The 24,332-nt window shown below is 72.5% G+C and carries 21 protein-coding genes and 1 pseudogene; 8 read left to right on the top strand and 14 right to left on the bottom strand.

Features of this window, described 5'->3' with window-relative positions; translation table 11 throughout:
* The first annotated feature begins 68 nt into the window (after positions 1–68).
* Positions 69–521 (top strand): SRPBCC family protein, encoded by a 453-nt coding sequence (locus LL648_RS18745; protein ID WP_232663879.1) that lies wholly within the window; start codon positions 69–71, stop codon positions 519–521.
* A 137-nt stretch (positions 522–658) separates the two neighbouring features.
* Complete coding sequence (locus tag LL648_RS18740; protein WP_232663878.1) at positions 659–1,804, top strand: D-alanyl-D-alanine carboxypeptidase family protein; 1,146 nt, start codon at positions 659–661, stop codon at positions 1,802–1,804.
* Positions 1,805–1,926: 122 nt separating this feature from the next.
* On the opposite strand, the gene yhjD is transcribed toward LL648_RS18740, so the two are convergent.
* Both yhjD and trpS read right to left on the bottom strand, forming a co-directional pair.
* Positions 1,927–2,967, bottom strand: coding sequence for an inner membrane protein YhjD (gene yhjD / locus LL648_RS18735; RefSeq protein ID WP_232663877.1), 1,041 nt, complete (start codon positions 2,965–2,967; stop codon positions 1,927–1,929).
* Between the two features lie 11 nt (positions 2,968–2,978).
* The gene (trpS, locus tag LL648_RS18730; protein ID WP_232663876.1) at positions 2,979–4,001 is read right to left on the bottom strand and encodes a tryptophan--tRNA ligase; all 1,023 of its coding nucleotides are present in this window, start codon (positions 3,999–4,001) and stop codon (positions 2,979–2,981) included.
* Positions 4,002–4,067: 66 nt separating this feature from the next.
* Between trpS and LL648_RS18725 the strand changes: the two genes are divergently transcribed.
* Positions 4,068–7,001 carry an ATP-binding protein gene (locus tag LL648_RS18725; RefSeq protein ID WP_232663875.1) on the top strand — a complete coding sequence of 978 codons (2,934 nt, stop codon included), beginning with the start codon at positions 4,068–4,070 and terminating at the stop codon, positions 6,999–7,001.
* A gap of 83 nt (positions 7,002–7,084) precedes the next feature.
* On the opposite strand, the gene LL648_RS18720 is transcribed toward LL648_RS18725, so the two are convergent.
* Positions 7,085–7,762, bottom strand: a complete 678-nt coding sequence (locus LL648_RS18720) for an HAD family hydrolase (protein WP_232663874.1) — start codon at positions 7,760–7,762, stop codon at positions 7,085–7,087.
* A 66-nt stretch (positions 7,763–7,828) separates the two neighbouring features.
* Here LL648_RS18720 and LL648_RS18715 point away from each other — a divergent pair, with 66 nt between their 5' ends.
* On the top strand, positions 7,829–8,572 hold the full coding sequence (locus LL648_RS18715) for a TetR/AcrR family transcriptional regulator (protein ID WP_232663873.1): 744 nt from the start codon (positions 7,829–7,831) through the stop codon (positions 8,570–8,572).
* Positions 8,569–10,110 (top strand): PEP-utilizing enzyme, encoded by a 1,542-nt coding sequence (locus LL648_RS18710; protein WP_232663872.1) that lies wholly within the window; start codon positions 8,569–8,571, stop codon positions 10,108–10,110. Before LL648_RS18715 ends, LL648_RS18710 begins: the two co-directional genes overlap by 4 nt.
* 3 nt (positions 10,111–10,113) lie before the next feature.
* Here the strand turns inward: LL648_RS18710 and LL648_RS18705 are convergent, their stop codons facing one another.
* From LL648_RS18705 to LL648_RS18680, 6 genes are all read right to left on the bottom strand, one after another.
* Positions 10,114–10,284, bottom strand: coding sequence for a hypothetical protein (locus tag LL648_RS18705; RefSeq protein WP_232663871.1), 171 nt, complete (start codon positions 10,282–10,284; stop codon positions 10,114–10,116).
* A gap of 9 nt (positions 10,285–10,293) precedes the next feature.
* Complete coding sequence (locus tag LL648_RS18700; RefSeq protein ID WP_232663870.1) at positions 10,294–11,490, bottom strand: MFS transporter; 1,197 nt, start codon at positions 11,488–11,490, stop codon at positions 10,294–10,296.
* Between the two features lie 151 nt (positions 11,491–11,641).
* Positions 11,642–14,218 (bottom strand): bifunctional FO biosynthesis protein CofGH, encoded by a 2,577-nt coding sequence (locus LL648_RS18695; RefSeq protein WP_232663869.1) that lies wholly within the window; start codon positions 14,216–14,218, stop codon positions 11,642–11,644.
* 83 nt (positions 14,219–14,301) lie between these two features.
* Complete coding sequence (locus LL648_RS18690; RefSeq protein ID WP_232663868.1) at positions 14,302–15,351, bottom strand: iron-siderophore ABC transporter substrate-binding protein; 1,050 nt, start codon at positions 15,349–15,351, stop codon at positions 14,302–14,304.
* Between the two features lie 150 nt (positions 15,352–15,501).
* The gene (locus LL648_RS18685; RefSeq protein WP_232663867.1) at positions 15,502–16,698 is read right to left on the bottom strand and encodes an ATP-binding protein; all 1,197 of its coding nucleotides are present in this window, start codon (positions 16,696–16,698) and stop codon (positions 15,502–15,504) included.
* Between the two features lie 201 nt (positions 16,699–16,899).
* The gene (locus tag LL648_RS18680) at positions 16,900–17,874 is read right to left on the bottom strand and encodes an SDR family NAD(P)-dependent oxidoreductase (protein ID WP_232663866.1); all 975 of its coding nucleotides are present in this window, start codon (positions 17,872–17,874) and stop codon (positions 16,900–16,902) included.
* A 71-nt stretch (positions 17,875–17,945) separates the two neighbouring features.
* On the opposite strand from LL648_RS18680, the gene LL648_RS18675 reads away from it, so the two are divergent.
* Both LL648_RS18675 and LL648_RS18670 read left to right on the top strand, forming a co-directional pair.
* On the top strand, positions 17,946–18,557 hold the full coding sequence (locus tag LL648_RS18675; protein WP_232663865.1) for a TetR/AcrR family transcriptional regulator: 612 nt from the start codon (positions 17,946–17,948) through the stop codon (positions 18,555–18,557).
* 36 nt (positions 18,558–18,593) lie between these two features.
* Positions 18,594–19,622, top strand: a complete 1,029-nt coding sequence (locus tag LL648_RS18670) for an AraC family transcriptional regulator (protein ID WP_232663864.1) — start codon at positions 18,594–18,596, stop codon at positions 19,620–19,622.
* Positions 19,623–19,624: 2 nt separating this feature from the next.
* Here the strand turns inward: LL648_RS18670 and LL648_RS18665 are convergent, their stop codons facing one another.
* Complete coding sequence (locus LL648_RS18665; RefSeq protein WP_232663863.1) at positions 19,625–20,644, bottom strand: LLM class flavin-dependent oxidoreductase; 1,020 nt, start codon at positions 20,642–20,644, stop codon at positions 19,625–19,627.
* Positions 20,645–20,780: 136 nt separating this feature from the next.
* On the opposite strand from LL648_RS18665, the pseudogene LL648_RS45770 reads away from it, so the two are divergent.
* Positions 20,781–21,053 (top strand): annotated as a pseudogene (locus tag LL648_RS45770) (hypothetical protein); the annotation flags it as partial.
* A gap of 57 nt (positions 21,054–21,110) precedes the next feature.
* On the opposite strand, the gene LL648_RS18660 reads toward LL648_RS45770, so the two are convergent.
* Genes LL648_RS18660 through LL648_RS18645 form a run of 4 tightly spaced genes read right to left on the bottom strand, consistent with a single transcriptional unit; the run spans position 21,111 to position 24,176 of the window.
* Complete coding sequence (locus tag LL648_RS18660; RefSeq protein WP_374112070.1) at positions 21,111–21,599, bottom strand: YbaK/EbsC family protein; 489 nt, start codon at positions 21,597–21,599, stop codon at positions 21,111–21,113.
* Positions 21,596–23,011, bottom strand: a complete 1,416-nt coding sequence (locus LL648_RS18655; RefSeq protein ID WP_232663862.1) for a serine/threonine-protein kinase — start codon at positions 23,009–23,011, stop codon at positions 21,596–21,598. Before LL648_RS18655 ends, LL648_RS18660 begins: the two co-directional genes overlap by 4 nt.
* Positions 23,008–23,805, bottom strand: a complete 798-nt coding sequence (locus tag LL648_RS18650; protein WP_232663861.1) for an exodeoxyribonuclease III — start codon at positions 23,803–23,805, stop codon at positions 23,008–23,010. Before LL648_RS18650 ends, LL648_RS18655 begins: the two co-directional genes overlap by 4 nt.
* A 14-nt stretch (positions 23,806–23,819) precedes the next feature.
* Positions 23,820–24,176, bottom strand: a complete 357-nt coding sequence (locus tag LL648_RS18645; protein ID WP_232663860.1) for a hypothetical protein — start codon at positions 24,174–24,176, stop codon at positions 23,820–23,822.
* Positions 24,177–24,332 lie beyond the last annotated feature (156 nt).

Raw genomic sequence — 24,332 nt, 5'->3', positions numbered from 1 at the left:
GTACGCATTCGGAGGCTGTGTGCAACATTCGGTCGCACGCTTGCGCTCCCTTTTGAACGGAGAGGTACATGGACGAGGTCACCGTGACCGTTGCCGCCGACCCCGAGCGGGTATGGGCGCTCGTCAGCGACATCACGCGGATGGGCGAGTGGAGCCCTGAGAACACCGGCGGGAAATGGATCGGTGGCGCGACCGGGCCCGCGGTCGGAGCGCGGTTCGTCGGCTCGAACGTGCACGGGCTGGTGCGCTGGCGGACGCACTGCCGCGTCGTCGAGTGCGAGCGTCCGCGCAGCTTCACGTTCAGCGTCGCCGAGAGCTGCATGCTGTGGGGCTGGCGGCTCGAACCCGACGGCGACGGCACCCGGCTGACGCAGTGGCGCGAGCGCACCAAGCAGCCCAACCTGCTGGTCAAGGCGTTCGTCGGGACCGGGGTGCTGGGCCGCGACCGCGACCGGCTCATGGTCGACGGGATGCACCTGACCGTCGCGGCGGTGAAGGCGCAGGCGGAGGCGGCCACGTGACTTCCCCACCGTTTTGCCAAGGTGCACACGCAGAACGGCGTGCAGGTTGGCAAAACGGTGGGGAACTTCGGGTGGTGGCGCCGGTGGCTGGCCATGATCATCCGATCGTGGGCGGCGCGGAGCCGTAGTGTCGGCGCATGCGGTGGGTGGGTGTGGTTGCGCTGGTGGGTGCGCTGGTCGTGCCCCCTGCGCTGCCCCCGGCAGCAGGACACTGCCCCGGGCAGGAGGTCCCGCCCGCGCCGGCGGCCGTCGAGGAGACGGGGCCGCCGGTCGCCGCGCTGCCCTGGCCGGACGAGCCCGTCGGCGGGACGGCGCTCGGCGGCTGCGGTGACATCGGGCCGGCCGGTGTGCCGGCGGTGGGCGCGGCCGCGTTCGTCCTCGCCGACCTCGACACCGGTGTCGTTCTCGCCGCGCGCGCCCCGCACGCCCGGCACCGCCCGGCGTCGACGCTGAAGGTGCTCACCTCGATCGTCGCGCTCCAGCGGCTCGACCTCGACTCGCAGGTGGAAGGCACGGTCGACGACCTCGCGATCGACGGCAGCAAGGCCGGCATCGGCCCCGGTACCCGCTACAGCGTGCGGGAGCTGCTCGAAGGGCTGCTGCTCAATTCGGGCAACGACGCCGCTGCCGCGCTGGCCCGCGCCATCGGTGGCACGCCGCAGATGCTCACCGCGACGTCGGCGACCGCACGCGAGCTCGGCGCGCTCGACACCCGGCCCACATCACCGTCCGGGCTGGACGCCCCGGGCATGTCGGCCTCTGCGTACGACCTCGCGCTGCTGTTCCGGGCCGCGATGCACGACGAGCGGTTCACGTCGCTGATCTCGCTGCGGACGGTCCCGTTCCCCGGCTGGGGCGAGCACCCGCCGTTCACGCTCTCCAACGACAGCCGCATGCTGAGCCACTACCCCGGCACGCTCGGCGCGAAGTCCGGCTTCACCGACGCCGCCCGTCACACCCTCGTCGGCGCGGCGGAGCGCGACGGGCGACGGCTGGTTTTCGCGCTGGTCAGGGGCGAGCAGCGGCCCACGCCGATGTGGCAGCAGGCCGCGGCGCTGCTCGACTGGGGCTTCACCCAGCCCCGCGACGGCACCGGGTTCGGGCGGCTCGTCGACGCCCCGCCGCCGCTACCCGCTCCGGCACCGGGAGCGCCACCGGCCGCCGCGACGCTCGCCGCCACTCCGCCCGTGCCGCTGGCGGGTGTGCTGCTCGGGGTGGGCGGGGTGCTCGCGATGCTGGCGGGCGCGCTGCTGCTCGTGCGGCACCGCCGCCGCTCACGCTGAGCGGGACCCCCACACGCGGCCCCCCGGCTCCGCCGGGAGGGCAGGAAAGCCACTTTCAGGCCCTGTGGGGGCAGGAAAGTGGCTTTCCTGCCCTCCCCCGCAACCCGCTCGCCGCGCGGGACCTACCGCCGCCGTCCGAACGCGCGCGCGCCGATGAGGCCCGTCAGCACCCCCGCCCCGAGCAGCCCGGCGATCGTGCCGCCGCTCGGCCCGGCATGCACGGCGACCTCCGACCGGATGACGGCCGGGCCCGGTACGGGCGCCGGTTCCTCCTGCTCGTTCTCGCGCGACGTCGCCGCCCACGCCGTCACGAACAGGACGAACCGCGACGCGAAGAACACGAACACGAGCAGGCCGAGGAACGAGCCGAACACGGCGCCGCTCGGGGACGCGGCGATCATCCCCAGGTAGAACGTCATGACCTGCTTGAGCACCTCGAACCCGACCGCGCCGAAGAGCGCCGCCTTCGCCGCGCTGCGCAGGGTGGCGTGCTCACGCGGCAGCCGCGCGATCACCCACAGGAAGATCAGCCAGTTGGCCAGCAACCCGAGCAGGATCCCGACGACGGCGAGCAGGACCTCCGCCCAGCCCTCCTCGGCCAGCCCGATGATCCGCAGGACGGTCGTGGTGAACCCGGTGGCGAGGCCGGTGATCGCGAACGAGCCGACGAGCGCGATGCCGAGCCCGACCAGCGCGAGCAGGTCGAACAGCATCCGTTTCGGCAGCGCCGGCGGCTCCGGCACCTGCGCCCACTGCTCGGACAGGGCCTCGCGCAGGTTCGACATCCACCCGATCCCGGAGTACAGCGCGCCGAGCAGACCGACCACACCGACGGCGGTGCGCGACGAGATGGCCTGCTCGATCACCGGGTTGATGATCGTGTCGAGCCCGGCCGGGACGTTCTTCGCGATTCCGACCTGCAGCTCGCGAAGCAGCTCGGGCTGGAAGGCCAGGATGTACCCGGCGACCGCAAACGCGATCATCAGCAGCGGCACGAGCGAGAGCACGCTGAAGAACGTGATCGCAGCGGCGTAGTGGTCGCCGTGGCGTTCGGTGTAGCGCGTGCCCGCCCTGATCATGTGGTCGAGCCAGGCGTGCTTCGCCCGCAGCCGTTCCAGCAGTGACGGCTTCGGCTCGTCCGCCGCCGCGTCCTTCTCGGCCACGCTCGATCACCTCATCCGGTCGGCGGCAGGAACCCGATCCTCTCGTGGACCGCGGTCAGCGTCGAACCGGCGATCTCGCGTGCACGGGCGGCCCCCCGGGCCAGCACCCTGTCGAGCTCGGCAGGGTCTTCCATGAAGCCCTGTACCCGTTCCCGGAACGGAACAGTGAACTCCGCGACGACCTCGGCAAGGTCCTTCTTGAGGTCGCCGTAGCCCTTGCCCGCGTACTCGCCCTCCAGCTCGGCGATCTTCCGGTCGGTGAGCGCCGCGTAGATCGTGAGCAGGTTGGAGATGCCGCGCTTCGCCTCGGGGTCGAAGCGGATCTCCCGCTCGGTGTCGGTGACGGCCGAGCGGATCTTCTTGATGTTCACCTTCGGCTCGTCGAGCAGGAAGATCCCACCGGCCGGCGGGAGGCTCTTGCTCATCTGCTTCTCGGGCGTCTGCAGGTCGTAGATCTTCGCCGTCTCGCGGACGATGAACGGCTCCGGCACGACGAACGTCTTGCCGAACCGGGTGTTGAACCGCTGCGCGAGGTCGCGGGTCAGCTCGAGGTGCTGGCGCTGGTCCTCGCCGACCGGCACGCCGTCGGCCTGGTAGAGCAGGATGTCGGCGGCCTGCAGGATCGGGTAGGTGAACAGCCCGACCGTGGCCCGGTCGGCGCCCTGACGGGCCGACTTGTCCTTGAACTGGGTCATGCGCCCGGCCTCGCCGAAGCCGGTGAGGCACTCCAGCACCCAGCTCAGCCGCGGGTGCTCGGGGACGTGCGACTGCACGAACAGCGTGCAGCGCGCCGGGTCCAGCCCCACCGCGATCAGCTGCGCGGCGGCGAGCCGTGTGCGGCGGCGCAGCAGCTCGGGGTCGTGCTCGACGGTGATCGCGTGCATGTCCGGGATGAAGTAGAACGCCTCGTGGTCGTCCTGCAGCGCCACCCAGTTGCGCAGCGCCCCGAGGTAGTTCCCCAATGTGAACGAGTCGGCCGTCGGCTGGATGCCGGAGAGCACCCTGGGACGGCGTTCGGTGTCAGTCCCGGTCATGTCGCCGATCCTCCCAGCCCCGCCCGTCGAGCCGTGCCGTGGGACCGCAATGGGATGCTGTTCGACGTGCCGGGGGAAGAGCTCGTCGTGCGGGTGCTCGGTGCCACGCTCGTCAGCGACGCCGCCGGCCGGTACCCGGTCGACCGGCCGCTCGAACGGGGGATGCTGGTCCGGCTCGCGATGGGCCGCGGCGTGCCCGTTCCCGACGGGCGCCTGGCCGCCGATCTTTGGGGGGACGCGGAGGTCACCAGACCTGCCGAGCGCCTCCGCGTCGTCGCGTTCCGGCTGCGCACCGCGCTGGGCCCGCGCTCCGACGCCGTCACACGTTCCAGCGCCGGGTACCGCCTCGCTTCCGGTCCTGCCGACCTGATCGCGGCCGAGGCGGCCGCCGACCGGATGCACGCGGCCGCGCGCGCCGGCGACCACGTCGGGGTCAGGGACGCCGCGGCTGCGGCGCTCGAGCTCTGGCGCGGGCCGTCGCTGGCCGATCTCCGCATGATCCCGTTCGCCGAGTCGGACGGCCGACGGCTCGACGACTGGCGGCTCGACCTCGTGGTCGCCCGCCTCGGCGCCGAGCTGGAGCTGGGCGCCGGGCCGGAGCTCACCACCGAGCTGGCCGGGCTCGCGAACGAGCACCCCTTGCACGAGCCGATCAGCTGCATGCTCGCGATCGCCCTCTACCGCTCGGGGCGGCAGGCCGAGGCGCTGGAGCGGCTCTCGCGGCTCCGCCGCGATCTCGCGGACGAGCTGGGCGTCGACCCGGCGCCCGACACCGCCGAGCTGGAGATGCGGCTGCTGCGCCAGGACCCGGCGTTGCTGCCGGAACGGCCGGCGCCCGTCACCGTCCCGCGCCAGCAGCGGCGGCGGGCCGCGGCCGTTCCTGCGCCGACGACGAGCTTCGTCGGGCGCGACCAGGAGCTGTCCGACCTGCTCGCGGCGCTCGCGACACCGGGGGTGACCACCCTCGTGGGCGGGCCGGGCAGCGGGAAGTCGCGGCTCGCCGTCGAGGCCGCGATGGCCGTCGCCGAGCGGGACCTGCCGGTGGCGTTCGTCGAGCTCGCCCCGCTGCGGCTGGAGGACTCCGTCGAGACCGCCGTCGCCGGTGCCGTCGGCGTCGAGCCCGGCGCGGGCGATCGGCTCGGCGCGCTGGCCGCTGCGCTCGGTTCCGGGCTGCTCGTGCTGGACAACGCCGAGCACGTCGTCGAACAGGTCGCCGACCTGGTCGTCCAGCTGCGCAGGGTCGCGCCCGACCTCAGCATCCTGATCACGTCGCAGCGGCCGCTGCTGATCGCGGAGGAGGTGCAGCAACGGGTCGGACCGCTGGAGCTCGACGCCGCGGCGGCGCTGCTTTCCGCGCGGGTGGCCGCCGGCGCGTTGCCGGAGGACGGGCTGGGCACCGACGTCGCCACGATCCTGGCCGCCGTCGACGGGCTCCCGCTCGGCATCGAGCTGGCCGCCGGCCTCACCCGAACGATGACGGTGCCGCAGCTGGCGACCCGGATGACCGACCGGCTGCGGCTGCTCGTCGGCGGGCCGCGCGACGCCGGGGCGCGGCACACGAGCCTGCGGGCCGCGCTGGACTGGAGCCACGAGCTGCTCGACCCGGCCGCGCAGGCCGTGCTGCGCCGGATCGGGGTGTTCGCGGGCGGGTTCGAGCTCGACGCCGCCGAGCAGGTCGTCGAGGGTGGTGCCGTCCAGCTGGGCGACGTCGCGCCGGCGCTCGCGGATCTCGTCGACCGCAGCCTCGTCACCGTCGTCGCCGAGCGCGGCGGGCGCCGGTTCACGCTGCTGGAGACGGTCCGCGACTACGCGCTCGCCCAGCTCGACGCCGCGGGCGAGACCGACCCGACGCTCGCGAAACACCTCGCCTGGTGCCTCGCGCACGTGCGTGCCGCGGCCGCCGTCGACGACTTCATCTCGGCCGAGTCGGTCGCCGCCGTATTCGCGGAGTGGCCGAACATCCTGTCGGCGCTCTCGCACGCACCGGGGACCGAGCGGATGGCCGACGCGCTGCGGCTGGCCACCGCGATGCACACGCCGTGGGCGACCCGTGGCTGGTTCACCGAGGCCCGCCGGCACTTCGCGGCGCTCGCGGACGCGCCGGGGCTCAACCCGCACGAGCGCGGCAGGGCGCTGAGCAGCCACGGCCACCACACGATGATGGCCGGCGGGCTGCACGAGGCGCGGGCGCTGCTCACCGCGGCCGCGGCGGTCGCCGGCACCGTCGACGACATGTCGCTCGTGATGCGAGTGCGCTTCCAGCAGGGGTTCGTCGACTACGCGCAGAGCCGCTTCGTCGAGGCCATCGCCACGCTCGAGGCCGGCCGCGACCTCGCACACAAGCTCGGGCACGTCAAGCACGAGTGGGCGTTCACCGACGCGCTCGGCACGGCGCACCTCTACGCCGGCGACGTCGACGTGGCGCTGGAGTGCTACACGGCCGTTGTCGCCGTCGCGCGGGAGCGGGTCGACGAGCCCGGCCTCGCGCGCGGGCTCAGCCACCTCGCGCAGGCGCTGATGGAAGCGGGTCGGGTCGACGACGCGATGGCGGCCGCGGACGAGTCGGACCACTACGCGCGCCGCCTCGACGACCGCCAGGTGCTGCCGCACAACGAGCTGATCCGCGGGGCGGCCGCGCTGGCCGCGGGCAAGCTCGACGACGCGGAGGCGGCCTGTCGCTCGGCGCTGACCTACGTCGATTCCGGGGCGGCCGTCGCGCACATCGACCTCGCGGACGTGCTCGTGGCGCGCGGTGAGCTCGTCGAGGCGGGCGAGCTGCTGCGGACGGTGTACGCCGGCGCGGCCGAGCGGGGCGCGATGTGGCTGGCCGCGCTGCCGGTGTCGGCGGCGCTCGCGCTGGCGGCCGGCGACATCGCAGAGGCCCGCTCGCGTGCCGACGAGGCGGCCGCCGCACACGCCGCTGCGGGGTTCGGCTGGCCGCGCTACGTCCAGCGGCTCGACGCCGTGATCGCCGAGCTCACCGCGCGCGAGCCCACCTGACCCCGAACTTCCCACCGTTTTGTGCACTTGCGCGCTCTGCGGGCGCGCAGGTGCACAAAACGGTGGGGATCTTGGACGGGTGGTCAGCCGAGCGCCGCGCGGATGATCGTGATGAGGGCGTCGGGGCGCTCGGCCGTGGGCAGCGGGGGCACCAGGGCGAAGTCGCAGCCGACGTCGCGGGCGGCGCCGTCGGCCACCTCCGAGTCGCCGATCATCAGCGACCGCTCCGGCCCGACGCCGAGCCGCTCGCAGGCGATCTTGAAGATGCGCTCGTCGGGCTTCTGCACGCCGTGCTCGAAGGAGAACACGTACTCGTCGACGAGGTCGGCGACGCCGGCGCGCTCGAAGCACGGCCGCACGTCCCACGCGATGTTGCTGATCACCGCGACCCGCACTCCGCGCTCGCGCAGCAACTGCAGCGTCGCCTCGGTGTCGGGGTAGGGCGTCCAGTTGGCCGCGTCCTTCATCCCGCCGTAGAAGCTCGTCGCGATCTCCTCGGCAAGCCCGGCGAGCCGCAGCACCGCGATGTTGGCGCGCTCGTGGGCTGCGGGGTCGAGGTCGCGGTTGTGCCAGTCGCGCTCCTCCTCCTCGGTGAGCCCGCTGTGCAGGCCGTGCGGTGTGGTGACCCTGCGCAGCAGGTCGGCGCGCTGCTCGGCGCTGACACCGGCGGCGTGCTCGCCCAGCAGCGCGAGCAGCACGTCGTCGGAGTAGTCGAGGCGGAAGAGGGTGCCGGAGAAGTCGAAGAGCGCAGCATCGATCACGCCTGCGACGTTAGCGTCCCGCCCCGGCCGATAATTCTGACCAGATGAACAGGTATGGTCAGAGTTGTGAACGGAAGGCGACGGCCAGGCCCGCCGGGACGGCGCGACGTCAAGGCGTGGCGGGCCCGTACCGAGCGGATACTCGACGAGGCCGCGGCCGCCGTGCTCGCGCACGGGTACGCCGGCACGTCGATCGACCGGGTCGCGACGGCCGCCGGTGTGGCGAAGGGCACGATCTACCTGCACTTCCCGAGCCGCGACGCGCTCTTCACCGCCGTGCTGCGCCGCGAGCGGCTCGCGCTGGTCAGCGACGTGCACGCGGCCGTGCCGACGGTCGCCGGCGTGCACGACGTCCTCCTGCACTCCGCGCGGGCCACGCAGCGCCGGCCGCTGCTGCGGGCCGTGATCGGCAACGACCTCGACGTGCTGGGCCGGCTCGCGCACGCCGAACCGGTCGCCGGTCAGCAGGGCACCGCCCGCGGCTTCGCCGCCTACCTCGACGCCCTGCGCGCCACCGGGCTGATCCGCACCGACATCCCGACCACGGAGTTGCTGGCGGCCGTGGCGGCCGTGCTGATGGGCTTCCTGACGACGGCGCCGGTGCTGCCTGCCGAGCTGAGCGCCGGCGGCGAGCGGCTGCCGTGGCTCGTCGCCGACTCCGCGCACCGCCTGCTCGACCGCGGGACGCCGCTGTCGCCCGCCGAGGCCGACCGGGCGGCCCGGATCACCGCCGACTACCTCACCACCGCCCTCGCGCAGGCGCAGGCCGCGTACCGGCTCGCGGCCGGGCTCGTCGAAGGAGCACGATGACCAGCACGTACCGCCTCGAGGTGTGGAACGACAGCCGCGATGTGGATCACCTGTGGACCAACGGCAACCTCGGCGAGGCGATCCCCGACGTCATGACGCCGGCCACGTGGTCGGCCGTCTCGGAGTTCGTGTCGCGCGCGCTCGTCGGCGCGGCCGTCCCGGGCCACCGCGCGTTCGGTCGGATCGGCGGGCGGATCTACCTCGACCTGAGCGTGCTCGCGTCGATCGGGGCGACGTTCGGCATTTCCGCGGAGACCGTGCTGCGCACCGCCGAGCCGATCTTCGGCACCCTGCCGGCGGGGACGACGATCCCGCTGGTCAGGCTGCCGAAGGTGGGCACGGCGATCGCGCTCGGCAAGGGAGCCGTGGTGGGGGCGGTGCGCGCCCGCACCATCCGCCGCAACCTCGACGGGCTGCTCGCCGGCATCCCGGACCGGTGCGCCGAGCTGCACCGCGCGATCACGGACGCCCGCTCGCCCGCGGAGCTCGCCGATCTGTGGTCGACGATCGGCCCGCTCTTCGCGACCGTCGGCAACCTGATGGACGTCGTGCACCGCATCGGATCGGCGCTGGCCAGCACCCCGAAGAGGCTCGCGGCGATGGAGCCGGAGATGTTGACCTCGGCCGGCGCCGAGCTGGCGAGCCTCGGCCCGCTGCTCGGGCTGGCGGCGCTGGCCCGCGGCGAGCTCGACTGGGCCGGGTACGCGCAGCGGTACGGCCACCGCGGGCCGCACGAGTTCGAGCTCTCGATGCCCCGGCCCGCGGAGGACCCGGGCTGGCGCGACGCCCAGCTCGCGCTGCTCGCCGACGCCGTGGATCCGGCCGACCTGCTGGCCGCGCGGGAAGCGGCCCGCGCGGAGGCGTTGCGGCAGGTCGAGGCAGCGCACCCGCGGCGGGTGACGCGCGTGCGACGCGCGCTCGACCGCTGGGCCGCGGCGGCCCGCATGCGCGAGCAGGTGCGTTCCGAGGCGATGCGGGTGTTCTGGGTGATCCGGGCGTTCGTGCTGCGGGCCGGCGAGCTCACGGGCCTCGGCGAGGACGCCTTCTTCCTCTCGCTCGACGAGACGATCGAGCTGCTCCACGGCCGACCGGCCGACGCCGACATCGCCCTCCGCAAAGCGACCTACGCGCACTACGTCGCGATGCCGCCGCCCCCGCCGCTGGTCAGGGGCAGCTACGACACGGAGGTCGGCGCCGTGTCGGAAGTGGCTGCCACCGGGCAGGTCGCTGGCACGGGCGCGTCGCCCGGCGTCGTCGAGGGGTTGGTCAGAGTGCTGCCGACGGTCGAGGACGGCGCGCAGCTGCGGCCGGGCGAGGTGCTCGTCACCGCCGTGACGAACGTCGGGTGGACGCCGCTGTTCCCACGAGCGGCGGCCGTCGTCACCGACACCGGTGCGCTGCTCTCGCACGCCGCGATCGTCGCCCGCGAGCTCGGCATTCCCGCCGTCGTCGGCTGCCGCGATGCAACGAGCGCGCTGCGCACCGGCATGCGGGTGCGCGTCGACGGCCGGCGCGGGACGGTCACCCAGCTGGAATGACGGTTACTCCTCGTCGGGCGCCGGCTCCTCTACCTCGGCCGGCGCCGGCCGGTGCACCTCCACGACACCCTTGTCGAGGTCGATCGGGCCGAGCCGCCACTTCTGGCCGTCGCCCGCCTCACCGGCCTCGTCACGGATCTTCGGCCCGGGGAACATCTCACCGAGTACGCCCACGCCTCCACGCTACGCGGGCCGGCGCCACGGCAGCAGCAACGTCGAGCCGAGCAGCAGCGCGCCCGCCGCCCCGATCGCACCGCGCACACCGATCGCCGAGGCCAGCAGCCCCCACACCGCGGTTGCCGCGGCCGTCCCGAGACGGGTTGTGATCGTCCACGCCGTCAGCACCCGGACCAGCGAGCCGCCGTCGACCCGTTCCAGCCGGACGGTCGCGAGCACCGGCATGTAGATCCCGATCGCCGCGATCGTCAGGGCGTGCAGCGCGATCACCAGCACCAGCCCGGCCGGCCCCGGCCCGACGAACGCGAGGCCGCCGATCCAGACGACCCGCGCGACCCCGAACACGAGCAGCACGGTCCGGGTGCCGACGCGGCCGGCGAGTGGCCGGGCGACCCGCGCGCCCACGATCCCGGCGATGCACGGCAGGCCGAGCGAGAGCCCGTACTCGAGCGGCGTGAACCCCAGCTCGCGCAGCATCAGGAACGCCAGCAGCGGCGCCGCCGCCATGATCAGCGCGTTCACCACGACCACGTTGGCCATCAGCAGGCGCAGCACCGGGTCGGCCGCCACGACCCGCCAGCCGCCGGCGATCGAGGCGAGCCGGCCCGCCGTCTCCGGGCGAGCGGGTGGCTCGGGCTCGACGGCCCTGATCGCGCCCAGCCCGCTCGCGGAGAGCAGGTAGCTGGCGGCGTCCAGCGTCACCGTGACGACCGGCCCGAACAGCCCGATCAGCGACGTCCCGAGCGGCGGGCCGACCGCCGTCGAGACCCACATGACGCCCTCGAACCGCCCGTTCGCCGCCACGAGGTGCTCGGGCGCGACGAGGCCTTTCAGGAACGCGCCCGCTGCCGCGGTGAAGACGATCCCGGCCAGCGCCACGACCACCGCCACCGCCAGCAGGTGCGGGTAGGTCAGCACGCCGAACCCGTAGGCGACGGGGAGCGACGCCAGCGCGCCGAACCGGACGAGGTCGGCCCCGACCATCACCGGCCGCTTGCGGCGGTGCTCGACCACCGGCCCGAGCGGGACGGCCAGCACCGCCGCCACCGCCCCGCTCACGGCCCCGATCAGCGACACCTGCGCCGCGCTCGCACCCAGCGCGAGGATCGCGATCAGCGCGAAGGCGTCGGACGCGAGGAACGTCCCCAACGTGCTGACCGTGTACGCCCGGAACAGCCACTCGAAGTCACGCCCACCCCGCACACCCCGGATCGAACCGGCACAGCGGCGGCGAGGACCAACCACCGACACGCCGGGGCAACCACCTTCGGTTGTCACGGCCGAACTTCCCCACCGTTTTGCCTACTTGCACGGCCTCCAGGGTCTGCAGGTTGGCAAAACGGTGGGGAAGTTTCTAGGCGGTAGTGAGCGGGAGGAGGCGCGGGGCCGCGCTCGGGGCGGGGGTGAGGCGTTCGACGGCCTCGCGGTAGGTGGTGCTGCGCTGCCGGGTGGGGCGGCCGGCGGCCGCGGCGATCTGCTTCAGCTCGGTGACGGTGCGGGCCGAGCCGTTGTCGGAGCCGGCCATCCGGCTGATCGTCTCCTCCATCAGTGTGCCGCCCATGTCGTCGGCGCCGCCGCGCAGGATCTGCGCAGAAAGGTCGTCGCCGAGCTTCACCCACGAGCACTGGATGTGGTCGATCCGGCCGTGCAGCGCGAGGCGCGCGAACGCGTGCACCGCCCGGTTGTCCCGCTCGGTCGGGCCCGGCCGGGCGATCCCGGCCAGGTAGATCGGCGCGTTGGTGTGCACGAACGGCAGCGGGACGAACTCGGTGAAGCCGCCGGTCTCGTCCTGCAACGCGGCGAGCGTGCGCAGGTGCCCGAGCCAGTGCCGCGGCTCGTCGACGTGCCCGTACATCATCGTCGAGGACGACGGGATGCCGAGCTTGTGCGCCGTGCCGACGACCTCCAGCCACTGCGCGGCCGGCAGCTTGCCCTTGGTGAGCACCCAGCGCACCTCGTCGTCGAGGATCTCGGCGGCCGTGCCGGGGATCGAGCCGAGGCCGGCGTCGCGCAGCTCTGTGAGCCACTCCTCGATCGACACCCCGGCCTTCGACGCCGCGCTGACGATCTCCATCGGCGAGAAGGCGTGCACGTGCATCCCGGGAACGGCCGCCTTCACCGCGCGCACCAGGTCGGCGTAGAAGGTGATCGGCAGCTGCGGGTCGATCCCACCCTGCATGCACACCTCGGTCGCACCCTCCTGCGCCGCCTCGACGGCACGGGACGCGACCTCGTCGAGCGAGAGCCGGAACGCGTCGGCGTCGCGCTCACGCTGCGCGAACGCGCAGAAGCGGCAGCCGACGTAGCAGACGTTCGAGAAGTTGATGTTCCGGTTGATCACGTAGGTGACCTCGTCGCCGACGACGTCGGCCCGCACGTCGTCGGCGAGCCTGGTCAGCTCCTCCAACGCGGGGCCGTCGGCGAGGATCAGCGCCATCGCGGCGTCGTGGTTGGCCGGGTCGAGCAGCGCCGCCGGATCGGACGCGGCGAGCGCGAGCCCGGCACGGACGTCGGAGTCCAGCCGCTCCGGCACGGGCTGCTGGTGGGCGGCGAGCTCCTCCTTCAGCGCGTCCCAGTCGCCGTAGACCGACTCGAAGTCGCCGCGCCGGTCCTCCGTGCGACCCTCGGTGTCGATCGCGGTGTTGAGGTCGGTCCGCCCGCTGGAGACGAATCCGCCGTCCGGCTCCTGCCACGGCCGGCCCTCGACGGTCGCGCCCGGGCGCGCGAGGCCCGTCTCCATGTCGGCGAGCGCCGCGACGTGCGCGTGCAACCGCGTGTCGATCCACGGCGAGCCCGCGCGGATGAACCGCGGGTAGGCGGTGAGCCGCTCGCGCATCGTGAAGCCCTCGGCTGCGGTGCGCGCGGCCAGCTCGTCGATCGCCGGCCACGGCATCTCCGGGCTGACGTGGTCGAGCGTCACCGGCGAGACCCCGCCCCAGTCGTCGATGCCGGCACGCAGCATCAGCGCGAACTCGTCGCCGACGAGGTTCGGCGGCGCCTGCACGCGCATCTTCGGCCCGAGCACCAGCCTGCTGACGGCGATCGTCGCGGCGAGGTCGTCGATGTCGGCGTCCGGGTCGTTGGCCATCGCGGTGTCGGGCTTGGCCCGGAAGTTCTGGATGATCACTTCCTGGACGTGCCCGTGCGCCCTCGCCGCGGCCCGGATCGCGAAGATCGACTCAGCGCGTTCGGTGCGGTTCTCACCGATGCCGATCAGGATGCCCGTGGTGTACGGGACGCCGACCCGGCCGGCGTCCGTGATCGCCCGCAGCCGCACGGCCGGCTCCTTGTCGGGGCTGCCGTAGTGCGGGCCACCCGGCTCGCTCCACAGCCGCGTGGCCGTGGTCTCCAGCATCATGCCCATGCTGACAGCGACGGGCTTGAGGCGCGTCAGCTCCTCCCAAGAGAGGACCCCGGGGTTGAGGTGCGGCAGCAGCCCGGTCTCCTCCAGCACCGCGATGGCGGACGCCCGGACGTAGTCGATCGTCGAGGAGTAACCGCGCTCCTCCAGCCACTCGCGCGCGGCCGGCCAGCGGTCCTCCGGCCGGTCACCGAGCGTGAACAACGCCTCCTTGCAGCCGGCGGCGGCTCCGGCGCGGGCGATCTCCAGCACCTCGTCGCGTTCGAGGAACGCGGCGGGGACGCGGTGCGGGACGGTGGCGAACGTGCAGTAGTGGCAGCGGTCACGGCAGAGCCGGGTGAGCGGGATGAAGACGTTGCGCGAGTAGGTGACGACACCGGGGCGGCCGGCGGCGACGAGCCCGGCGTCGCGCACGCGGGACGCGGCGGTGAGCAGCTCGTCGAGCTGGTCACCGCGGGCGGCGAGCAACACCGCGGCCTCGGTGACATCGAGGGTCACGCCGTCGCGGACCCTGCGCAGGGCCCGCCGGATCGCGGAAGGTGCCGGCGTCTGCTCGGGGAGGTCGACCATGCCAGCCACACTAGGTTGCGATCCGGCAAACTTCGACAAGCTTCAAACGTTCGTCACTTTCTGCACTGCGACCGTCTGCGCTGTCACTTCACAACAGCAGCCACCTGCGCGACGATCGCGTCGATCACGGAGGGCAGGCTCAGCACCGTCCCCCACGTCCACGCGGCCGAGACCAGCGGATCCTCGATGAACACCGACCGGCCCGCCTTGACGACGTTCAGGCCGCTGTACAGCGGGGCCCGCTCGATCTCCGGGCGCACCTCGGGGCTGAACCCGGTGTTCCAGAGCAGGACGTCCCGGTCGAGCAGGCCCATCTGCTCGTCGCTGACCTCCGCGCCGTCCTTGTCGCCGGAGAGCTGCTTGATCTCGTCGGGGACGACGAAACCCAGCCCGGTGAGCAGCTGCGATCGCTGGTCGTTCGGGGACCTGGCGAACGTGATGCCCGGCTCCGATCGCTCCGCGACGACAACGGACTTCCCGGCGAACTCGGGGTGCGCGGCGCGGGCGTCGGCCAGCTGCTTGTCGATGCCGGCGATCAGCTCCTCCGCGCGCGGGAGCTTGCCGAACGTGCGCCCGGCGTGGCGGGTGTACTCACCCCACGGCGCACCCCACTCGGGGAACCCGGGCGGCGGGCCGACGGTCGGCGCGATCGCGGTGAGCTTCTCGTACTCCGACGGGCTCATCTGGGTGTAGTAGCCGACGATCAGGTCGGGTTCGAGCTTCGCGATCTCCTCGAACTTGTAGTTCGGGGTGCCCGTGAACTCACCCTTGTTCATCACGACCGGCTTCGCATCGCCGAGCTCGTCCTGCGCCCACGGCCACGTCGCGTACGGGTGGTCGCCGTACCAGTCGGTGACGCCGACCGGCCGCACACCGAGCGCGAGCAGCGGGTCCTGGTCGCTGTACCCGACCGTGACGACCCGCACCGGCTCGGCCGGGATCGTCGTCTTCCCGTAGAGGTGCTCGACGGTCAGCGGGAACGCCCCGCTTGCCGCCGCGCCGGGGGCCGCGGGAGCGGGGCCGGTGGCACCGCAGGCGGTCAGGACGCCCAGTGCACACAACGCTCCGGCGCCGGTCAGCAGGCCGCGGCGGGAGATCCGGAGCAGGTCGGGGTGCAGCAGGGGATCAGGCACCGCGTGAGGATAGCCTCGCCTCAGCACGCCCGTCACCGTCCGTGGTTCACGCCACGCACACGTTGCCAGGAAAGCCACTTTCCTGGCGCCACAGGACAGGAAAGTGGCTTTCCTGGCACCCACCGCCCCCAACGCGACCTTCCTGGTCGATCAGGTCGGCGGTGCTGGTGACAACGTCGTCGGCTGCCAGAGCGCGGACATCGGCATGATCCACAGGCGGCCGCCGAGGTGTCGAGGCTCCGGCACCGTGCAGAGCACGATGCCGGCGACGAAGTCGGGGCCGTACCGGCTTTCGAGGAGACGCAGCCCGCGCAGATCCTCGGCACGCACGGTGGCACCGGCTTTCACCTCGATGCCGACGACGCGGCCGTCGCCGGACTCCATGACCAGGTCCACCTCGGCGCCGTCGCGGTCGCGTAAGTGGAACAGGTTCGGCCTCGCCTCCGACCACTCGGCCTGCGCACGGAGCTCACCGACCACGAACGTCTCGATGAGCCGTCCGGCCAGCTCCGGGTCGCGGCGCAGCCGCCCACCGAGCAAGCGAGCTGCCAGCCCGGAATCGGTGATGGTCAGCTTCGGCCGACGCACCACCCGCGAGGTGAGGTTCGTCGACCACGCAGGCACGGTCTGGATCAAGAAGACTGCCTCGAGGTGCGCGAGGTAGCTCTCCACGGTCGAGCGGCGGAGACCGAGGTCGCGCGCCAGGTCGGCCACATTCAGCTCGCCCGACGTCCGAGCCGCACAGAGGCGGAGCAGCCTCGGCAGCTCGCGGAGGTAGCTCGCATCAGCAAGGACACGGACCTCCCGGTCGACAACCGCCGTGACGTAGCTGTCGAACCACGCTGTGCGCCGCAGGCCGCTCCGCTCCAATGCCGGCAGGAATCCCCCGCCTTCAGCCCGCTCCAGGACGTCCGACCGGGACACCGCAGGTGGATCGAGGTCGGCGAGGGAGTCGCCGAAGGCCGAATCGATCAACGCGGGTGCACCCATCCCGGCGAGCTCGGATTGGGCGAACGGCCAGAGCGTCAGCGCCTCCATCCGGCCGGCGAGGGAATCGGCCAGCTTCGGCGCGCCGAGCAGGCGGGTCGATCCCGTGAGCAGGAATCGCCCCGGCATGCGCGCCCGATCGACCTCCGCCTTGATGGCCAGCAAGAGCTCCGGCACACGCTGAGCCTCGTCGATGCCGACAAGGCCACGACGCCCGCTGACGAAACCGACCGGATCGGTCCGTGCGGCGTCGAGTACATCCGCGTCGTCCAGCGTCAGCCACGTTCCGCCGGCCTCGTCGACGACGTGTTGCGCAAGCGTGCTCTTCCCTGCTTGACGCGGGCCGGCTACGAAAACCACCGGCGTGTCAGCCAGCGCCTCAGCCAGAGGAACAGCCAGGTAGCGGGCCCGATACACACGTCCAACATACCATTCGGCAGAGATTCGCGACGCCTGTCCTGTAAATTCGCGGTCATCTGCCCGTAGATCCGCGGAAGATCGTCAAGAGATTCGCGGAGCTGCTTGCGGAAACTCGCGGACAGCTGACCAGCGATTCGCGGCTCAGTCGTCGAGACCCGCCGCGATCATCGTCTCCAGCTCCGCCCGGCCGCTCGCACCCAACGCACCGCCGAGCGCGTCGGCGAGCGTGGCGAAGGGGTCGGGCAGGTCGAGCGTCGACAGGCCGGCGGCCAGCTCCGACTCCGTCCAGAGCACGCCGTCCGTGTGCAGCTCAGCACCTCGCGACCAGCCGTTGTCGACCGCGATCCCACCTCCGCGAACGGACAGGACCTGGCCGGTCAGCGGACATCCGGCACCGACCAGGTACGCCGCCAGCGGTGCCACCACCATCGGGTCCCTCGGGTCGGGTCCGAAATCGGCGGCCGGCCGGTCCATGCCTGGAACGGCTGCGGTCAACCGGGTCCGGACCATCGAAGGGCTCACGCAGTTCACCCGCACGCCGAATCTGCTCAGCTCCAGGGCGTGCACGATCGTCATGGCCGCGACGCCGGCGTTGGCGGCGGCGTAGTTCGACTGGCCGGGCAGCGGGTTGAGCAGCCCGGAGCCGGAGGCCGTGTTCAGGATCGCGCGGTCGACGCGCGCACCGGCGACGTGCCGCTCGCGCCAATGCACGGCGGCCCAGTGGCTGACCGCGAAGGTGCCCTTCAGCTTGACCGCGACGACGTCGTCGAACTCGGCCTCGGTGAGCCGATCGACAGCTCGGTTGACCTCGACGGCGGCATTGTTGATCACCGCGTGCAGGTCGCCGAACGCCGCGACCGCGCGCTCGACCATGCCGCGGGCGCCGTCCCAGTCGGCGACGCTGCCGGCATCGGCGATCGCGGCGCCACCCGCGGCGCGTATCTCCGCCACCACCGCCTCGGCCACGCCGCGGTCCCCGCCGGACCCGTCGACCGCCACGCCAGGGTCGTTCACCACGACGTTCGCCCCGACGGCCGCCAGGTACAGCGCCTCGGCCCGTCCGATCCCCCGTCCGGCCCCGGTGATCAGCACCGTTCGCCCGTCCCATTCACCCATGTCGCCTCCACTGCACTTAATGCACTACTTCATTCACTGCAGTAAAGCACAGAGTGAAGTAAGCTGTCGGCATGGTTGATGCGGTCGGGCGCCAGCAGCGGAAGAAGCAGCTCACCCGCCTCGCGCTGGTGGACGCGGCGGTGCGCCTGTTCACCGAGCGGGGTTACGAGCGCACGACCGTCGCCGACATCGCCGAGGCGGCCGACGTCAGCGCACGCACATTCTTCTTGCATTTCCCCACCAAGGAGGACGTGCTGCTGGCCGATACCGCGGGCCGCCTCGACAGAGGGGTGGACGTCATCGCGGGCCGCGACCCGGCGAGCACCCCGGCCGAGGTGCTCGCCGAGACGATCGACGTGATGATCACTGACGCGTGGGCGGGCGACCTGCACACAGGGTTGGCTGCACTGCGGGCACGGCTCGTGATCGACACCCCGGCGGTGCAGGCGCACCTGCTGCAGAACGGGTTTGCCGCACAGACCCGGATCGCGACGGCGCTCCACGAGGCGTACCGCGACCGGATCGACGAGGTCACGGCCGCGGCGATCGTCGGGGCGCTGATGGGCGCGGTCGCCGCCGCCGCCGTGACCGCGCTGCGTCGCGGCGACCCGCCCGACGGTGTCCGGGCGGCGATGCGGCGGGCTGCAGCCATCGCGATGAGGGCCGTCGACAACGACCTGTGACGGCATGGTGGGTAGCGGGTACATTCCCCCACACCCATGACAGAAATGACGACCGCCGACGCATGGGATGTCGAGCATCGGGCCATCCCGCTGTCACGTGTGCTCGACGGCGTGAGTCTCGAGGAGTTCCGGGCGGACCTCGGCGCCTACAACGAGCCGGGCTCCTTCCACCTCGACTCGTCCGACGCGAAGACGGCCCGGTTCTGGCTCGACCGCGACGGCGGCGAGATACCCACCGGCCCGAGCGGCATCTGGACCAACTTCACCGAGGTGTGGTCCGACTCCGACATGGAACTGAGGTGGCGGGCGCACCCCGAGACCTACATCGTCGCCACGAACTCCAGCGGCGCGGCGCGGCTCGGCGTCGACGGGGAGGACCTCGGGTCGGAAGGGCTCGTGCTCGGCCCCGAGCAGCTGCTGACCGACATCGCGACCCCGCACACGCGGCAGCGGTCGGTCACCATCCCGATCGTCAAGATCATCGAGGCGACGCAGGTCCGGATCGGCGACACTCCCCGGAGCCTGCCGCGGTTCGAGCCCGCGATCAGCCCGGCGGACCCCACCGTCGCCGCCTGGCTGAACATGGCGCAGGACTTCGTCGAGGCCTGGCGGGCCGGGCTGCCCCAGCACTCGCCGCTCGCGCTCGGGCACTTCGAGCAGGCGCTCGTGCACATCCTGCTCGACATCCAGCCGCACTCGATGAGCGCGCTGGACGCGCGCCACCTCACCGCCCCGACTTCGACATCCTTGCGCCGCGCGCTGGCCTTCTGCGAGGAGCACGCCCACGAGCCGATCTCGGTCGCCGACATGGCCGCCGCGGCCGGGCTGGGCGTGCGCCAGCTCCAACGCGGCTTCCAGGCCGAGCTCGGCGTCGGTCCGATGGCGCACCTGAGCAGGGTCCGGCTCGACCACGCGCACCAGGACCTGCGCGCCGTCGGGCAAGGCCGCGCGACCGGCACCGTCACCGAGATCGCGTACCGCTGGGGCTTCTACCACCTCAGCCGGTTCGCCGAGCGGTACCGCCGCACCTACGGCTGCACGCCGTCGCAGACGCTGCGCGGATGAGGTCAGCGCCAGCCGAGCTCGGGGGCGAGGTGGGTCAGCACGCTCTCGATGACGTGCGCGTTGTACTCGACGCCCAGCTGGTTGGGCACGGTGAGCAGCAGCGTGTCGGCGGCGGCGATGGCCTCGTCCTCGGCGAGCTCGGCCACGAGCTTGTCGGGCTCACCCGCGTACGTCCGGCCGAAGCGGGCATTGCCGCCGTCCAGCCGGCCGACCTGGTCGGTGCTCTCGCGCTGCTGCCAGAACAGCTGCCGATCGAGGTCGTCGACGATCGGGAAGATGCTGCGGCTGACCGAGACCCGCGGTTCACGCTCGTGCCCAGCGGCCTGCCAGGCGTCCCGGAACCGCTGGATCTGCTCGGCCTGCAGCTGGTGGAAGGGCACGCCGGTGTCCTCGGTGAGCAGCGTCGAGCTCATCAGGTTGAGCCCTTGCTCGCCCGTCCACTCCGCGGTCGCGCGGGTGCCTGCGCCCCACCAGATCCGGTCGCGCAGGCCCGGTGAGTGCGGCTCGACGCGCAGCAGGCCCGGTGGGTTGGGGAACATCGGGCGCGGGTTGGGCTGGGCGAAGCCCTCGCCGGTGAGCACCTCGAGGAACACCCGGGTGTGCTCGCGGGCCATGTCCGCATCGCTCATGCCTTCCGGCGGCACGTGTCCGAAGTAGCGGAAGCCGTCGATCACCTGCTCCGGTGATCCGCGGCTGATGCCCAGCTGCAGCCGACCGCCGGAGATGAGATCGGCGGCGCCGGCGTCCTCGGCCATGTAGAGCGGGTTCTCGTACCGCATGTCGATCACGGCCGTGCCGAGCTCGATCCGGCTGGTCCGCGCACCGGCGGCAGCCAGCAGCGGGAACGGCGACGCGAGCTGCTGGGCGAAATGGTGCACGCGGTAGTAGGCGCCGTCGGCGCCCGCCTCCTCCGCGGCCACTGCCAGCTCGATCGACTGCAGCAGGGCGTCGGCGGCCGACCGCACCATCGAGTGCGGCGACGCCGACCAGTGGCCGAAGGACAGGAAGCCGATTTTCTTCACGCTGCAACCAACCCCTCGGTGCCGGCGGCCATTCCGGATCTGCCTTCAGGACGCGAACGGGCCGACCGCCGAACTCGGTCGGCATCGGCGCGGGAATCAACCATCTACTTGGGAACCGAACATCCAAGCTACTGCCGTGACCGGAGCCAGGACCGATGTGCGCTTCGCGGTGCCGATCTACTCCTCCCGGGAGGCAGCGAGCTACCTGGGCGTTTCGTCAACCACGTTCGCTTCCTGGGTGAAGGGCTATCGGCGGGAGTTCCCCGACCGTCGGCCGGTCACCGGCGCTCCGCTCGTGACCGGCCTCCCCTCGCAGACGCAGGGAGGGCCGACGATCCCTTTCGGCGGACTTGCCGAGGGGATGTTCCTGTCGGCCTTGCGACGCGCCGGCGTGCCGTTGCAGCAGATCCGTCCGGCGCTGGAACTGGTGCGCACGAAGCTCGGTGTGGAACATGCCCCGGCCGCGTCACGCCACGTCCGCCGGCACCCCTCCGGTCACGGCGACCAGCTCCGTGAACGTGGTCGGGAACACGGCGTGCGCGATGCCGCCCGCCGCCCAGATCTCGTCGTAGCGCTCCAGCGTCCGGTCGACGAGCGTCCGCAGCGGCGCGGGGTGGCCGACGGGCGCGACGCCGCCGATCGTCTGCCCGGTCGCGGCGCGGACGAACTCCGGGTCGGCCCGGCGCACCTTCCCGGCGCCGATGAGCGCCGCGACCTTGGTGGTGTCGACCCGGTGCGCGCCCGACGTCATCACCAGCAGCGGTTCGCCGTCGGCCGCGAACACCAGCGAGTTCGCGATCTGCCCCACCTCGACGCCCAGCGCCGCGGCGGCAGCGGCCGCGGTGGTCACGGCGTCGGGGAGTACCTGCATCCGGGCGGCGCGGGCCGGGTCGGCGCCGCCCGCGGCGAGCGCGGCGAGCACCAGCTCGACGTTGCGGTGCGCGGCGGCGGTCACTGCGGCGCCTGCGCGACGCGGGTGCCGGTGATCAGCGTGCCGTCGGTGGTGTGCAGGACGCAATACACGGGCCGGCTGCCGTAGCTCGAGTACGACAGCTTCTCGAACGACGCCTGCGTCGGCACGAGCGCGGCGAAGGTCAGCTTGCCCTTGTCCTGGCCGACGACGAAATCGGAGCGGAACAGCACCCCGCACGCGCTCGTCGCGTAGTCGCTGAGCTGCTCGCGGCCGGGATAGGCCAGCGGGATGCTCGTGCCGAACGGGTTGAGGGCCGCATAGACCTCGAAGTCGTGCGCCTCGGTGCAGGCGCCGTAGGTGTCGACGGGCCGGCCAGGCATGAGCGCGCCCTGGTAGCAGGAGCCTTCCTGGCCCTTGAAGACCTGGACGTCCCCGCCCTCGCCGTAGGTCAGCACCACCGGCGCGCGGGCCGCCGTCAGCGACGGTACGAGGAACCCGATCAGCGCGCCGAGCACCAGCCCGACCCCGAGCGCCACCAGCGGCCAGCGCAGGCTCCGCCGCGCCGGCTGCACGTGCTGCGGCGTGGGCGGTTCGACCCGCGTGGTCGTGTCGCCCGTCGCGAACTGTTGCGACATCGACGGCAGGTTGGCCAGCATCGCGCTGGCCTGGGCCGCGGTGAGCCGCAGCTGCGGGTCGCGCTGCATCAGACCGCTGACGACCGCGGCGAGCGGGCCCCGGACCGGGAGGCTCGGCACCTCGCCGTGCAGCACGGCCGCGATCGTCCCGGCCGTCGTCTCCCGCATGAACGGACTCACGCCCAGCACCGCGAAGCACAGCGTCACGCCGAGTGCCCACAGGTCCGTCGCGGGCGAGGCCGGCCGGCCGTCCAGCCGTTCCGGCGCCATGTAGCTCGGCGAGCCGACCATGGAGCCGGTTGTGGTAAGCCGCGGGTCGTCGGCGGCCTGCGCGATGCCGAAGTCGGTGAGCTTCACCCGCCCACCCGGTCCGATCATGACGTTGGACGGCTTGACGTCGCGGTGCACCACACCGGCTTCGTGGGCGGTGCGCAGCGCGTCGAGCAGCTGCTTCCCGACCGACGCCGCGGTGCGCTCGTCGAGCGGGCCGTTGGCGGCGACGATGTCGGCGAGCGTGTGCGCCTCGATCAGCTCCATCACGATGTGGTCGACATCGTTGTCGGTGACCACGTCGTAGACGGTGACGATGCCGGGGTCGTTGAGCCGGCCCGCCGTGCGCGCCTCGCGCAGCAGCCGCTCGCGGAAGAGCCTGCGCTCGTCGGGGCTGAGCCCGGAGGGCAGGTGCAGCTCCTTGACCGCGACGTGCCGGCCGATCACGCGGTCCTCGGCGCGCCACACGATGCCCATGCCGCCGCGACCCAGCTCGGCCAGCACGACGTAACGGCCACCGATGACCCTGGTGGGGTTGACGGGGTTCATGCGACCTCGTATTCGACGGTGACCGGTGCGTGGTCCGACCAGCGCTCGCCGTGGTTCGCTGCCCGCTCGACGACCGCCGTCGTGGCGGACGACGCGAGCGCGGGGGTCGCCACCTGGTGGTCGATCCGCCAGCCGGCGTCGTTGTCGAAGGCCCGCCCGCGGTAGGACCACCACGTGTACGGGCCCGCGTCGACATCGGGGTGCACGGCCCGAAGGACGTCCGTCCAGCCGGTTGCGAAGAGCTCGGCGAGCCACGCCCGCTCGTGCGGCAGGAACCCGGAGTTCTTGACGTTGCCGCGCCAGTTGCGGATGTCCGCCTCGGCCGGGGCGATGTTCCAGTCGCCGCAGACGAGCACCTCGCGGTCGTCCGCGGCCGACTTCTCGCGGCGTTCCTGCAGGTACGGGGCGAACGCGGCGAGGAAACGGTCCTTCTCGTCCTGCTTGGGCGTCCCGACGGTGCCGTTGGGGAGGTAGAGCGTCGCGACCGTGACGCCCGGGAGGTCGACCTCGAGGTAGCGGCCGGAGCCCTCGAACTCGGCGACCCCGAACCCGGTCCGGACGGCGTCGGGCGCGAGCCGCGAGAGCACGGCGACACCGTTGCGTCCGCGGGCGCCCTCGCAGTGGGCGTAGCTCACGTGCCAGCCGTCGCAGAGCCCCGCCGGCAGCTCATCGAGCTGGGCGCGGGTCTCCTGCAGGCAGACGACGTCGGCCGTGGAGGCCGCGAGCCACGCGAAGAGCCCTTTGGCCGCCGCGGCGCGCACGCCGTTGACGTTGACCGTGCTCACCCTCAACACGCAGGCAGAATCCCTCAAGCGCAGTTGGTGCCCGGCATCGGGGTCAGGTACGCGTTCCACGCCCAACGCCCGTTCTCCAGCTCGCGGAACCCGTCGGTGATCGTGCGGCTGCCGTCGACCTTCTCGCCGGTCCGGAGCGTCTCTACGACAGGTGCGTTGTTCGCCGGCGAGCTGCGGATGTTCAGCTCGGGGACGGCGACCTCCAGCTGGCAGCCCGTCGAGCCGTCGGCGGTGCTGCCCGGCTCGCCGAGGCCGCCGCGGTCGATCACCGCGAGCAGGGCCAGCGCCAGCCCGGCGACCAGCACGAAAGCCCAACCCTTGAACGTCGACGCGGTCGGCATCGTGATCGAGGGGAAGGTCAGCTTTGCCATCGAGGTCGTCTCCAAGGGCAGTCGTTGTACTCACCGTAGCGGAGCGCACACCGCGCCGACAGCGTGTGACCAGGCTCCGGCAGCGTCGGTGGGCCCGGACGGACTAGCGTGTCGAGCGGGAGCGGCGCGCTCCCCTTTCCCAGTCCCGACCACGAG

The sequence above is a fragment of the Pseudonocardia sp. TRM90224 genome, assembly GCF_021245725.1.
GTDB lineage: Bacteria > Actinomycetota > Actinomycetes > Mycobacteriales > Pseudonocardiaceae > Pseudonocardia.
Note: the sequence above shows the minus strand (reverse complement) of the source record. Positions and strands in the feature narration are given on the sequence as shown.